Origin of the sequence: Crocinitomix catalasitica ATCC 23190, assembly GCF_000621625.1 — a bacterium.
Classification (GTDB): Bacteria; Bacteroidota; Bacteroidia; order Flavobacteriales_D; family Crocinitomicaceae; genus Crocinitomix; species Crocinitomix catalasitica.
The window spans coordinates 82694-96514 of the sequence record NZ_JHXV01000017.1 but is presented as its reverse complement, the minus strand read 5'-3'; the positions used below and the strand labels follow the sequence as shown (position 1 = coordinate 96514).

13 protein-coding genes and 1 tRNA gene are annotated in these 13821 nt (G+C 31.9%); 6 read left to right on the top strand and 8 right to left on the bottom strand.

Annotation, left to right across the window (positions count from 1 at the left end; translation table 11 throughout):
• On the top strand, nucleotides 1–315 hold a 315-nt coding region (locus T367_RS0111310; RefSeq protein WP_027419948.1), incomplete at its 5' end, for a transposase.
• 201 nt (nucleotides 316–516) lie between these two features.
• Here the strand turns inward: T367_RS0111310 and T367_RS0111305 are convergent.
• The 4 genes from T367_RS0111305 to T367_RS0111290 all read right to left on the bottom strand — a co-directional run bounded on the left by T367_RS0111305 (nucleotide 517) and on the right by T367_RS0111290 (nucleotide 5165).
• Nucleotides 517–592, bottom strand: a tRNA-His gene (locus T367_RS0111305).
• Nucleotides 593–707: 115 nt separating this feature from the next.
• Entirely contained in the window at nucleotides 708–3803 is a 3096-nt protein-coding gene (locus T367_RS0111300) for an ATP-binding cassette domain-containing protein (RefSeq protein WP_027419947.1), read from the bottom strand.
• A gap of 13 nt (nucleotides 3804–3816) precedes the next feature.
• Complete coding sequence (locus T367_RS0111295; RefSeq protein WP_157454205.1) at nucleotides 3817–4248, bottom strand: hypothetical protein; 432 nt, start codon at nucleotides 4246–4248, stop codon at nucleotides 3817–3819.
• Between the two features lie 2 nt (nucleotides 4249–4250).
• A complete protein-coding gene (locus T367_RS0111290) occupies nucleotides 4251–5165 on the bottom strand; it encodes a hypothetical protein (RefSeq protein ID WP_027419945.1) in 915 nt (304 codons plus the stop codon).
• Nucleotides 5166–5327: 162 nt separating this feature from the next.
• On the opposite strand from T367_RS0111290, the gene hemB reads away from it, so the two are divergent.
• Nucleotides 5328–6302 carry a porphobilinogen synthase gene (gene hemB, locus T367_RS0111285; protein WP_027419944.1) on the top strand — a complete coding sequence of 325 codons (975 nt, stop codon included), beginning with the start codon at nucleotides 5328–5330 and terminating at the stop codon, nucleotides 6300–6302.
• Between the two features lie 9 nt (nucleotides 6303–6311).
• Here hemB and T367_RS0111280 read toward each other — a convergent pair whose 3' ends face one another.
• The 4 genes from T367_RS0111280 to T367_RS0111265 are packed head-to-tail and all read right to left on the bottom strand — an operon-like array spanning nucleotide 6312 to nucleotide 9182.
• Nucleotides 6312–6791: a hypothetical protein gene (locus T367_RS0111280; RefSeq protein ID WP_027419943.1), complete on the bottom strand. Its 480-nt coding sequence runs from the start codon at nucleotides 6789–6791 to the stop codon at nucleotides 6312–6314.
• A gap of 12 nt (nucleotides 6792–6803) precedes the next feature.
• Nucleotides 6804–7790: a hypothetical protein gene (locus T367_RS0111275; RefSeq protein ID WP_027419942.1), complete on the bottom strand. Its 987-nt coding sequence runs from the start codon at nucleotides 7788–7790 to the stop codon at nucleotides 6804–6806.
• A 28-nt stretch (nucleotides 7791–7818) separates the two neighbouring features.
• On the bottom strand, nucleotides 7819–8436 hold the full coding sequence (locus T367_RS0111270; RefSeq protein WP_157454204.1) for a DUF4159 domain-containing protein: 618 nt from the start codon (nucleotides 8434–8436) through the stop codon (nucleotides 7819–7821).
• A 41-nt stretch (nucleotides 8437–8477) separates the two neighbouring features.
• On the bottom strand, nucleotides 8478–9182 hold the full coding sequence (locus tag T367_RS0111265; RefSeq protein WP_027419940.1) for a 16S rRNA (uracil(1498)-N(3))-methyltransferase: 705 nt from the start codon (nucleotides 9180–9182) through the stop codon (nucleotides 8478–8480).
• A 41-nt stretch (nucleotides 9183–9223) separates the two neighbouring features.
• Between T367_RS0111265 and T367_RS0111260 the strand changes: the two genes are divergently transcribed.
• From T367_RS0111260 to T367_RS0111245, 4 genes are all read left to right on the top strand, one after another.
• Nucleotides 9224–10264 carry a glycosyltransferase family 4 protein gene (locus T367_RS0111260; protein WP_035843299.1) on the top strand — a complete coding sequence of 347 codons (1041 nt, stop codon included), beginning with the start codon at nucleotides 9224–9226 and terminating at the stop codon, nucleotides 10262–10264.
• Nucleotides 10265–10267: 3 nt separating this feature from the next.
• The gene (locus tag T367_RS0111255; RefSeq protein ID WP_027419938.1) at nucleotides 10268–10660 is read left to right on the top strand and encodes an acyl-CoA thioesterase; all 393 of its coding nucleotides are present in this window, start codon (nucleotides 10268–10270) and stop codon (nucleotides 10658–10660) included.
• On the top strand, nucleotides 10657–11661 hold the full coding sequence (locus T367_RS0111250; protein ID WP_211252704.1) for a glycosyltransferase family 9 protein: 1005 nt from the start codon (nucleotides 10657–10659) through the stop codon (nucleotides 11659–11661). The genes T367_RS0111255 and T367_RS0111250 overlap by 4 nt, the downstream gene beginning before the upstream one ends.
• 129 nt (nucleotides 11662–11790) lie before the next feature.
• Nucleotides 11791–13821, top strand: a complete 2031-nt coding sequence (locus T367_RS0111245) for a TolC family protein (protein ID WP_027419936.1) — start codon at nucleotides 11791–11793, stop codon at nucleotides 13819–13821.

Here is a 13821-nt window from a genome sequence, read left to right as displayed (position 1 = left end):
CCTGAAATTGAACAGGCTTATAAATTATCACAAGAGCTTAGATTATTTTTTAATACTAAAACAGGAAAAGGTATTGCTTTAACAAAATTAGCCCAGTGGTATGATAAGGTTGAAAAATCAGGATTTAAAAGTTTTGCTACCATTATGAATACTATTCGAATCAACTACGAGGGGATTGTTAATTATTTTGAACACAGAAGTACAAATGCAGCTGCAGAATCTTTTAATGCAAAAATTAAAGCGTTTAGATCCCAATTTAGAGGTGTGAAAAATGTTGCTTTCTTTTTATTCAGATTAACTAAAATATATGCCTAGTCCCCAACAATTGGTCTTGATCCACAATTGGTCTTGATCCCGATTTTGTATGTGGCTATGTTTCCATGAAGCTTTAAAATAAATGGGTGGAAGACCGGGTTCACTTCGACATTGCTCAGCATAAACTTCTCCCCGGTCATTTAAGCGTTAAAAAAAGGGTAAAAAAAAAGCTTCATGTTTCCATGAAGCTTTAAAATAAATGGGTGGAAGACCGGGTTCGAACCGGCGACCCTCGGTACCACAAACCGATACTCTAACCAGCTGAGCTACATCCACCATTTAAAAACAATTAACCTATTCCAAACCTGTTGTCCTTGTAGGCAAATTGAGAGCGCAAATATAAATTATTTTTCTTAAATACGATTCATTTAAGATCAAAAAAAAGAGAAATTTTATTTGCCGAATTTTATTTTAGAAAATAATTTTTCCATAAAATCTAAAATTCGTTTTAATAGATCAAGATATAGTGTGATTATTAGGAGGATAGACATAAACCAAATGACAGCTACATTCGCTGCGAAGGTTGAAACGTAAGTCCCAAAAAACTTTTTTCTTGGTGCATAAAATTGAGCTTCTAAGAATCCTTTATCCCAAGGATCGTTATAAATAGGGTCTGATTTTTGAATGAGGCGGTGTTTGCTCTCTACAATTTTATTTAAATCATTTTTATTTGTGACAAATTGAGTAAGCGCTTTATTCGTATGTTTTTTTACGAGTTCCAAATAAACGTCTTTTCCATATTCGTCAATAAACGTTTTAGTGACAAGGTCTATTTGCATCCGATTATTGTCTACTATTGTTTTATAGTGACTCTTTAACAAGTTAAAGTAAGCCTTAATATTTTTATAGGTTTCCTCATCAAATTTGTCAATGGTGAGGTTTTCAACACAATTTTTACATACAGCGTTAGAGATCTTGATTTCTTCACGTTGAATTTCATTCTTTAAAAGTAATAATGCATCCTCTGTTGGAAATTTCCTTTCAGGATTGTCAATATTAGTTTTAACATAATCTAAACTTGCGCTTAATTCTTGTAACCAATAATCTTTTTTCCAAGAAGCAATACTCCTATTTTTTTCAAGTTTGAAGTAATATACGTTGTATTGATTATCCTTAAATTGAGTAACAGCTAAAGCTTCATAAGCCCATCTTGAAGCCATTACATTTCCGATTGCAGGCACAGAACTTTCATCACCAAAAATGGGGTGGAGCTTATCAAACTTAACGATTACACCGCTGAATAATAGTTGAGGAATTATTAAAATTGGAATTAAGATATAGATAACCTTAACCGAGTTAAAACTTGCAGAAATATTAAGTCCTAGTAAGTTCGCAAAACAAGAGAGGCTAAATAGTACGATCCAATATTCAAACCACATGCCTTGTATTTCAAGTACCCAATTCCCAATAATTACAAATAAAAACATTTGTATAGCCGAGATAAGGAACATTATCATGATTTTTGAGAAAAGGTACGAGCCCTTACTTAAATTCAGAAATGATTCTCTTTTTAATATTTTTTGATCTTTAATAATTTCTTCGGCAGCAACGGTTAAGCCAATGAATAATGCAACTATTACTGCTATAAATAGGAAAGGTGGAATGTTTTGATTTTCGTCAAAAGCATAAATACCATTCGCATTAGCCTTGTAAAATTTAACGAAGAAAGCGAGAATAAAAGCGAGAATTGGCGCTTCTAACAAATTAATAATCATGTATTGTTTATTGGTCAGTTTAGACAATACATCACGAACAAAAAATACTTTGAATTGGCTTAAAAATCCAGGTTTTTTAAAGGTACTTTGTGGAATAGTAGTTTCATTGGCAACTTTATCAGGATTTTTCTCTAATAATTCTAAATAATTACCATTCCATTCAATCGGAGAAACTTTACGGTTAGTTGTCAATGTACCATATTCATCAACTACTTTCGATTCAATTATATTGAAAATTTGTTCAGGATTTACATTACCACAAACGTGGCATTCACTCTCATTTATATTTGCGTGATTAATTAAATCCTTAAAATAAATTACCGCATCTACTGGGTTTCCATTATAAATAACATAGCCGCCTTTGTCAAGAATTAATAATTTATCGAACATTTTAAAAATGTCAGAAGAGGGTTGGTGTATGACAACAAAAACTAGTTTTCCTTTTAGTGCCAACTCTTTTAGTAAGTCCATTATATTTTCTGAATCCCTTGAAGATAAACCTGAGGTAGGTTCGTCTACAAAGAGTACAGAAGGCTCCCGAATTAATTCGAGTGCTATATTTAATCGTTTTCGCTGACCTCCAGAAATTGTTTTTTCTAATGGGCTACCAACTTTTAAATCTCTTGTATCAAACAGTCCTAATGAACGTAATAAAGCTAGTACCTTTTCTGATATTTGATCATCGTTCAGTTTTCCAAAACACAATTTCGCATTATAAAATAAGTTTTGATAAACTGTTAATTCTTCAATTAATAAATCATCTTGTGATACATAACCAATAACACCTTCAATTTTGTGCTTTTCATGGTGAATATCTACACCATTAATGGTTACCGTTCCGGAAGCGGGTTTATAATTGGCATTAAGTACGTTTAATAAGGTTGATTTTCCTGCACCAGAACCTCCCATAATACCTAAAAGGGATCCAGATTCTTGTGCGAAATTAAAGGTGTGTAAGCCAATGCCTCCACCTTTAAACTTGTAAACAACATCTTTAGCCTTAAAGACAATTTTATCTTGTGTTTTATCAGATAAAAATCTACCGATTATATCGCTATAATATATGGGACTAACTTTTGACGATCTTATAGAACTTCCTTGATTTAATATTAAGTGTCTATTAGGAATTAAGGCTTGTCCATTTAAATTCAGTTCGGCTTTGCCTAAATATTTAAAAAAGTGAAGGTTTAAACTTTCTATTTTTAATACCCTTATTTCTCCAACTAGACTTTCTGAATATATATGTTTGGCTGCGGTAAAATTCTCTGTTTGGTTATTGGTAATATATAAAAATTCAGATTTATCTATTTTGTTGGATTCTTTAGATTCAACAAAACTTGTGATCGTACTAAATTCTTCAATTGATATATTAAATGTATCCGCAACTGTTTCGGCAAAATCTCTTTCCTGTTGAGTAACGACTTCGTTAGCATTAATAAATTCAAGAATCCTAACAATTACAATGATTTTTTGACTTTGTGTTAATTCAGCATTAATTTCAGTACAAATTCTTAAGACTTTTACTGAATGAACGGAAGTCTTTTTACGACGACCATCTTTTTTATTTGATTGACCTTGATAGGCAATTAAATATTCATCAAAAATTTTGAGATATTCTTCAACTGTGGCAGAACCTAATTCTTGTTTAAGAAATGCGTGAACAATTTTCCGACCAGCACCTTTTGTAATAGGATTATTTAAGTCTATTTCCTCATCAACTCTCGCGATTATCGCAAAGAGTTGCATTAGTGCTCGAAGGATTCTTTGACTCATTTATTATTCTTTCTTATTTCAGGAAACCTATCAATACTACTATACAACCAGATACTTTTTTGTCGATATCTAATTTAGCTTCAATATAACAATCTAAAGTACTATCAATTTTAAAATCCCAATATGGTTGATTCTTATGATCTTCATTAGAAAAAAGAAGGTTGTGATCTTTGTCATAGACATTTAGAATAACATAATCATCTTTTGTTCCAGCCGTTGACGCAATTCTATAAGTTGATCCGCCGTAGAATGTTGATTTAAATTCTGCGGCTTGTTCTGCATCTAAAAATGCTTTATAAACTTGACCATCTGAAATAAATGTTTTACCGGGCTCAACATTTGAAGAGAGTTGCTTATAACAGACCTTTGCCAAAGAATCACATTCTTGTGCCACTAAATTAATAGTGAGGGTCATTATAGTAATAAATAAGAAAAGCTTTTTCATGGTTAGCCGATTATTTTATTTCTAAGTTTTTTAATGGATACGTCAATTGAAGATAAAACCTTTTCATTAACAACAACTGCAGAGGTACTTTTGATGTGTGTCATAGATTTTTCCGGATATTGAACCGGTTCAGCATAGACATATTCAAATTCAATTTTGTTAAAATCAGCTTGTAAATCTGTAAAATCAGCAATTAAATCATCAAATTTATTATCAGTATTATACTCAGATAATAAAGCAAGAAACGTTGACAATGCAGTCGCTTGTTCACCAATTCTATTTGCGATTGCTTGACTTTTAGTTTTTGAATAAATTTCAGAAGCAAAATAAAGGGCTTCTACCCAACCACCAACTAAAATTAAGGCTGCAACATCATGCTGTTTATTGTCTTTTAAAAATTGATCCCCACCGCGATATCCTTCAGACATAATAACCAGTAATGAATCTTGGTTATTTCCGTTCTCTATAAATCTTTCAAGTAAATTGCCATCAAAAGCGCCACTTAAACCTAGGTCGTTTGACAACTTATCTAGTGCATTGAAATAAGATAAGGCTTTTGAATTATTATCGTAAATAGTTGCATAACCTAAATCAGCACCGTAAACTCCCATTATTAATGCTCGTTTACTTGAAACTGTATAACTTTCAACCAAGTTTGGATCCGTTAATAAGTTTTCATTAAAAACATCATTTTCCTTTTTTAGTAAGGTTACCATTTGAACAGGAGAAGGAATACTAAATATTTTACCGTTAATATTCGTCTTTAAAGCTTCTGTATCTTCGAGTAATATTTTTGGAATTTCATTTAACTCATTGCCTTCGGCATCGTCCAAATGTTCACCACCAGCACCTCCATTACATGCTGTAAGTAGTATTCCTAATACAAAAACGGAAAAAAGACTAAAATTAAAATTCATGGTTCAAATTTATTCCAAAACTATAAAAATTATTCGATTAAAAGAAATTAAATAGGTGTTCAAGAAAACAACAGGTGTTAGATATTTTATTTGTCTTTCTTTTAAGGCTTAATTTTCTTTAAATTTGCAGGTAAATATCAATTTTAGATAAGAGTTTAAGAGATGAAAAATAGACCACGTAGGAATCGTAAAAGTCCCATTATTAGGGAGATGATTGAAGAGACCGTCTTACAACCAAAGAATTTAATTTACCCTTTGTTCTTGCTTGAAGGTAATTTACCAAGCACAGAAATAATATCATTGCCTGGAATTTATCGACTAAACCTTGATGATTTATCAAAAGAAATTGAAAAATGTGTATTGCTAGGAATTAAAACCTTTGTTTTGTTTCCAGTAATTAAAGAGGAATATAAAGATGCAATAGGTTCTTATAGTTATCATCAGGATAATTTTTATCTCGAAGCGATTCGAACTTTAAAATTGCGTTTTCCGAATGTTGTTTTAATGAGTGATGTTGCATTGGATCCTTATAATGTTGATGGTCATGATGGTATTGTGCAAAATGGATTGATTTTAAATGATGAATCTTTAACTGTTTTATCAAAAATGGCATTGGCTCAAGCCCAGGCTGGTATAGATATTATTGGGCCGTCAGACATGATGGATGGCAGGGTAGGAGCAATACGTACTTGTTTGGATGAGAATGCCTACGAAGATGTTTCTATTATGGCCTATACAGCTAAATATGCAAGTGCGTTTTATGGACCATTTAGAGAAGCTTTAGATTCAGCACCAAAAGCTGGAGATAAAAAAACGTATCAAATGAATCCAGCGAATAAAAATGAAGCATTGATAGAGGCAGAGTTAGATACAGATGAAGGAGCTGATTTTTTAATGATTAAACCTGCACTTTGTTATTTAGATGTGATTCATGTACTAAAAGAAAGTTCTAATTTACCTATTGCTGCTTATAATGTTAGTGGCGAATACGCTATGTTAAAAGCGGCTTGCGAAAAAGGCTGGTTAAATTATGAATTGGCAATGCCTGAAATGTTATTGAGTATTAAAAGAGCTGGAGCCGATATAATATTGACTTATTTTGCTAAAGATTTTGCCCGATTATATCAGAATGGATAAGTGACTTGTTTAATTTTTTGTATAGATAATATCTCCTTCATAGCCATATAGTTGAAGATTAACTGGGGTAGCATTATCCAGCCCTAAAGCACTTATGTCAAATTCTAAAACGTCAGAGATAAGTTCTCTGCAATCATCTTGATTCGTATCATGGTAAATTTTAATTGCGCGCTCCGTGGGTATACTTGTCGTAGTGAATTGATAACCTATCATTTTAAAATAATGTTCTTTACAACCTCCACTATATGATACTTTAACAGTCATTTTATTGCCTGAGATTTCTACTTCGTGAATATTCATTGCTACGCTTTCTCTGTATAGCCCCCAATCATTCGTTAAAATAGCGGTTGTCATTTCATTTTCCTCAGAAGATGGAATCTTTTCAACTATTTTGTCTAAATTTTCAGATTGGGTTTCAATGTGCTTTACGTTACCGCAAGCAACTATTTGAAAAACAAGGGTTATGAGTGTTATATTTAGAGCTTTCATATAATTAAGGCCTTATTTTTTCGTTCGTACAAAAATTAAAATAAGTAGAAATATTAATGCTAAACCAATCACAATTACTAACTCTGCGGGAATAGGTAATTTATTCTCTTTGGTTTTTTTCATTAAAACTGGCGATTTATAGTGAATGGTGTCGTTTTGAGCATTTTTGATTTTCTCTTTTAGAACGGCATATTCAAATCTCCAATGTTCAATTCGAGGAAAGTAGCGTCGAAATACTGGGATTTTCAGCTGTTGTTCACTCATTTGAAATTTAGCCGCTTTAACAGCATTTAAAATTTCTTTATCCCATTTATTATAATTACGTCCCAAATTATATGCTATATATGCTTGTGTTACTGAAATGTGTTTTTCTAAAATTGTTCCCATTTCAAAACAAACTCTTGCCAAAATTGGGTCTTCGGAATGGATGTGATGAATTAATCGATGCAATACATTGTTCAAATGGTTTAATGGAGTAATTATATTTCTCTCAAATTCAATATTGTTTTTATCTATATAAAGAATGTTACTATCAACTTCCCAGTCTAAAACAACATCTGTTTTATGCCACTGTTCGTTCGTTTTCATTCTCAAATACGCTTGAAATATTTTCTCAAGGAAGTAAACTTCCGAAAATTCCAATATTCCTGGATATTTAGATTTAATTTCTTTCAAACCACCTTTAAAGTCTTTGTTTAACAGATGAAGCACCATATGGTCCCACCAGAATTCTTCATCACTTGCTGTTAAAGTTATGTGCTCAAAATAATAATCTGCTAATTTTAAATTACCAGTTTTTAATGAAGTGCTTGCAAATTGAAGACTGTCAATTCTTGTCCATTTTTTACGTGGAATTTTTTCAAGTTCATCCAAAGTAGATCGCAAAGAATCATTATCAAATCCACGTTTGAATTTTGTGAACATGAAATAAGGATTTGTTTGTGTCTTATATTTAGACATAACTTCTCCTTGTTTTGCTTCAGCGAATGATGAAGCCATAAACAAACTCCAAAAAATCAATAAATATTTAACGTCCACCACTGAAAACATATTCTATAATATTTGCGCCCATTTCCAACGCTTCCTTCCGTTTAATTGGACTGTCGTTATGTACTTCTTGATCTTCCCAACCATCTCCTAAATCAGTTTCAAATGTGTACAAGCATACCAATCTGCCTTCGTAAACAATGCCGAACGCTTGACTTGGTTTGTCGTCATGTTCGTGTATTTTAGGTAAGCCATTAGGGAATTTATAAGTCTGATTGAATATAGGATGATTATTAGGTAAAACAACCAACTCGTTATTCGGGAATACTTTTTTTAATTCGACGCGAATAAATTTATCCATCCCATAATTATCATCAATATGTAAAAATCCTCCACCGATTAAATAATTTCTTAAGTTTTCAACGTCGTCATTTGTAAACAAGACGTTACCATGTCCTGTCATATGAACGAAAGGATAGTTAAATAAATCACTGCTACCAACTTCAACAGTTTCAATAGTTGTAGAGATATTGGTTTTAATTTTTTGATTACAAAACGCTACTAAATTCGGCAAAGCTGTTGGATTGGCATACCAATCACCACCACCTTTATATTTTAGTACGGCAATCTGATAAGAAGGCGTATTTGTTTGCTGCATTGTAAAGCCCAAGCTTATAAAACAAATAAAAATTAATAAAACTATATTACGTGTACGGTATGACATGCTACTATTCCTGCTGTTTCGGTTCTTAATCTTGTCGAACCAAGTTTAATGGGGTTAAAATTATTTTCTATTGCTAAGTTAATTTCTTCTTTCGTAAAATCACCCTCTGGCCCAATTAAAATAACTACTTTCTTATCTTTAGGAAGGACTTCTCTTAATTCGTTGCCTTCATTTTCTTTTTCACAATGAGCAATGAATTTGGCGCTTGTAGTGTTTAAATTTTGAAAAAAGTCACTTAAACTCGTTAACTCTTCAAGTACGGGTATATATAAATTACCTGATTGTTTAAGTGCGCTCAACATTTGCTTGCTTAATTTATCGTGCTGTAAATGTTTACGCTCTGAATTCGAAGTAAGTATGGGTGTGATTCGAGAAATGCCTATTTCAATAGTTTTCTCTAAGAAAAAATTAAATCGATCAATATTTTTAGTTGGAGCTATGGCAATATGGATATCAAAGTCATTAAGTTTTTGTTGATAATCATCAATAATTTCAAAATAAACTGCTTTTTTATCAGCCATTGTAATTTTAGCCGTAACTAATCTACCAGTTCCATTAATTACTGTTATATGCTGATTCTCCTTTAGACGAAGTACTCTAACAGCATGGTGAGATTCATCTTCACCTAAAGTGCAATCGTCAATATTCTCACAAAAAAAACTATGTTTTGCCAAACTCATCCTACTTAAATGTATATTTTTACATCCAGAATTTTATCGGAATGTCACAGACAAAAATAGTGTTTTTATATAGTGAAATAGCAGGTTATTTTATGGCTTGTGCAAATGCATTGGTTCAAAAAGCCGATGTGATGTTAGTTCACTGGCCAAAAAATAGTGAAGCACCTTTCAATTTTGCAATTGATGACAGGATAAAAATGATTGATAAATCGAAATTTAGCTTATCTGAAATTGAAAAATTAGTTTTCGACTTTAATCCAGATACAATTGTTTGTAGTGGCTGGATGGATAAAGATTATCTTAAAATTTTAAAAAAGCTAGACAGGAAAGTTCAAAAAGTATTGTCACTGGATAATCATTGGAATGGTAATTTGAAACAAAGAATTGCCACAATGATCTCTCCTTTTTATTTAAAGAGAATTTTTACGCACGCATGGGTTCCAGGAGTTAAGCAAGAACGTTACGCAGAGAAATTAGGATTTAAAGGCGCGATATCAAAAGGTTTTTATTGTGCAGATACTATTTTGTTTAACGAAAAATACAACAGTACTTTTACAAGGAAAAAAGAAAAGTTACCCAAAAGGTTCTTATATGTAGCCAGGTATGTTGAGCATAAAGGAATTTTTGAGATGTGGAAAGCTTTTACTGAGCTTCAGGAAGAATTTCCTAATGATTGGGAATTATGGTGTTTAGGAACAGGAGAGGAATGGGAGAATAAAGTTGAATCAGAGAAGATTAAACATTTTGGATTTGTTCAACCAGACGAAATGGATAAATATATTGCGGCGACCTCAGTTTATATTTTACCAAGTAAATTCGAACCGTGGGGAGTGAGCACACAAGAATTTGCTATTTGTGGATTCCCTTTACTATTGAGTGATAAAATTGGCTCGAGCGAGAAATTCCTTCAAGGCAACGGAATTCAATTCGAAGCAGGGAATATCAGTGAAATTAAAAATGCAATGTTAAGGATCATTCAAATGAGTGATGCGGATATTATAGAGATGGGAGAGAAGAGTCATTCAATCGGGAATAGTCATCAAGTCCAAGATTGGGTGGATACATTATTAAAAATAAAATAGTTAATGGAGAAATTGGCGATAAAACTTTGTATGACCAAGGATATTGGTGTTCATGGAAATTTATTTGGAGGAAATATGTTAGCCTGGTTAGATGAGGCCGCGGCAACATGGGCTTGTTCGGTGTGTAAAAACCCGAACATGGTAACGGCTAAAATTGATGAGATGGTTTTTGAACGCCCTGTTAAAAATGGTGATCAAGTAATTATTTATGGCGATGTAAAAAGGGTGGGTAAATCTTCTTTGACAGTTTATATAGAGGCGCGAGCCAAAGATTTTTATTCAGGGAATGAAGAAACAGTTTGTTCTACAATTTTTATCTTTGTTAGAATAGATAGTAACGGAAAGTCTATTCCAATTGATGACAGTGTTCGTGAAAAATATGCGATTTCAAATTGATTAATATACTCATCATACAAACCGCTTTTATAGGAGATGTTATTCTTTCAACCTCATTGATTGAAACCATTAAGAAAGTACACGGAGATTCTTGGCAGGTAGATGTTTTGGTTAGAAAAGGAAATGAAAATTTGCTAAAGGATAACCCGCAGATAAATAATGTAATTGTTTGGGATAAATCTAAAAATAAATACAAAAATTTATTTAATCTCTCGAAAAAAATAAGAGCGAATAATTATAATAAAGTTTATAATTTACAACGATTTGCGGCATCAGGTTTTTTAACTTGGCGTTCAAATGCTGATATAAAAGTAGGATATGATAAGAATCCATTTGCATTTACTTTTAATTTTAAAGTAAAACATGAAATTGGAGATGGAGGACATGAAATAGATCGCAATTTAAAGTTGCTAAATGCTGATCCTGAAAATGGTTTTGAGAAGGCTGAAAAACCGAAGCTTTACCCTAGTAATTTAGATCAATCTAAAATCGAAGAACTCACTAAAAATGACGACTCATTTATTGTGTTTGCACCAGCCTCAGTATGGTTCACAAAGCAACTTCCTCAAGAGAAATGGATTGAGCTAGGTCAACGTTTTCTTTCAGAAAAAAGCAAGATATATTTTGTAGGAGCACCTTCAGACATTGGTCTAATTGACAATATTATTGAAGGCATTGGAAAGTCTATAGATCAGTTGGTTAATTTGGCTGGAGAGTTAACTTTAATGGAATCGGCTGTATTAATAGGTAAGGCAAAAAAGTCTTTTGTAAATGATTCTGCACCGTTGCATCTGGCAAGCGCAATGAATGCTCCAGTTGTTGCATTTTTCTGTTCAACAATCCCAACCTTCGGATTTGGCCCTTTGTCATCCGATCAACAAATCATCCAAACACCAGAAAAACTGAATTGTAGACCTTGTGGTTTGCACGGTTATAAGCAATGTCCTAAAGGTCATTTTAAGTGTGGGATGAATATTGATATAAGCGCAATTAAAAATTAATTTGATTATCTTTGTATAGCGGGTTAATTGTTCTACTTTTTTGAAGACTTTTTGATGTAATATTCAGCTTTTAAAGGAGTTAAAGACCAATAGCCTGAAAAGAATGAATTGCTACTTGGTTTTTAATAAATGAAAAAAATCTTATTGTTAATATTTATTATGCCTATACTGGCAACTAGTCAAAATGATTCGTTGTATAGTATTATGGCTTTTGAATTAAAGAAATTAATTTTTGAATCGCCATACCAAGCGAAAAATTTTACGGACACTTCTCTTGCTTATTTAAACGAAATTTCCAAAAAAAACACCACCTCAAATAATATTGATCGTTCAGTTTATTTGGAAAAAAGAGCGGAACAATTGAAAAAGGATATTGGTGTCGATTTTACTAGCGGTTATCAGCAAAATATCAATCTTGATCCATCCTCAGATCTTGAAGAGAATATAAGTTATTCTGGTCGTGTTCAGTTAGGGGTAGAATGGGACTTACTAAACAATGGTTTATTAGAGAATCGAGTGAGATCTCAAATGATTTCTGACAGAGTAAATCGTGAAAAATTACAATATAATATAGCTGTTAATGGGGAACAATATATCTATCGATTTGACCAAACTTTAATTCTTTTTAATCAATTTAAGTTAGAGCTTCTAAATCAGCGTTTAATTCAAATAAAAAAGCAGTATAAAATCATCCAAGATTTAGTTTTATTGAGAAAATCGAGCAAAGAAGAATTGATAAAAGTTGAAATGGAATTAACAGAAACGGAGAGTTTAATAAACTTATATGAATCTTATGCTGAATATATGCAAATTGAACCGTCATCGTTCGATATCTCCTCGCAAACAATTCCTTTGATTGATCTGGATTATACAAGAATATTTGAATTGGTAGGTTTGCAAAGTGATTCATTAGAAAATTCAAGCGAATTTAAACCATACTTTTCGTGGTATCATCAAATGAGTTTAAAACCATATTTAAGATATAATTACTACGATATACTGCAAGGACCGAATCGCGGATACTTTGCTGGAGGGATTAATCTTTCAATCCCTTTAAACTTCAGTACACAACTAAATAATGAAGTAGAGTATGAGAAATGGCAATACGACAATGCACAATTCATAAGAGATCAATCTAAATTGCAAGAAGATGTATTAAATAGCGCTTATGATTTCAGGCATCATCTTAAATCATTTATCGAACATTATCAAAAACGAAAATTAATTTCAGAGAAGTTACGAATTGAAAAGGCGCGGTTGAAAATCAGCGATAAATACGTCGATCCAATTACAATTTTAAAACTGGATGATGATATGTTACTTGAAGATTTAAACTTAATAGAGGATTTGCAAAATCTTTATTTAAAAGCTTTAAAAATCCATTCGAAGTTAAATGAAGTAGCTATAAACGAAATTGTTAAATCAGTAACTCCGAATGACTTTATACAATTTATTGAGAAAAAGGACCGATCAATTTATGTTTGGTCAAGTACTTTTGATAATTATACGAGTGATTTTTTAAATGAATATATCATTTATAATGAAATTAATCATGTGATTGTTTCAGTAAATAAATATGAGAAAACTGAGGAGAAATGGAAGCTGATGAAGTTATTGAAAGAGACAAATGATCTTTATTTTATGTTAGGGGATAATAAACTCTTCTACAATCAGAATATTGGTGTTTATTTGGCAGAGGTATTAGAAAATTATCCGTTAATAAGTCCAACTGGAATACATTTGGATATTGAACCGCATACAATGCCAGAATGGGATGAGCATAAAGTTAAAATGCAGGAGGACTACTTAAATTTAGTTAAACAAGCGAAAATATTTTGTGATAAAAACGAACTTAAACTACAAATATCCGTACCTAAACATTATAATGAATTGATAATGAATCAGCTCTTTGATGTTGTTGATGAGGTTTACTTTATGTGTTATGAAAATGTCGATACTGATTTCTTAATTAGAAAATTAAAACCCTATGTTGATGCACATCAGGATAAAGTCGTTATAGCATTAAGAACAGAAGACTTTGAAAATCGCTTAGCGATGGAAAATAAAGTAAGTGAATTAAAAGAAAGATTAGGGATAATTAAATTTGCATACCACGATTTATCCCGAATGATTTCATTGGATAAAAGTGGATTAAGATAA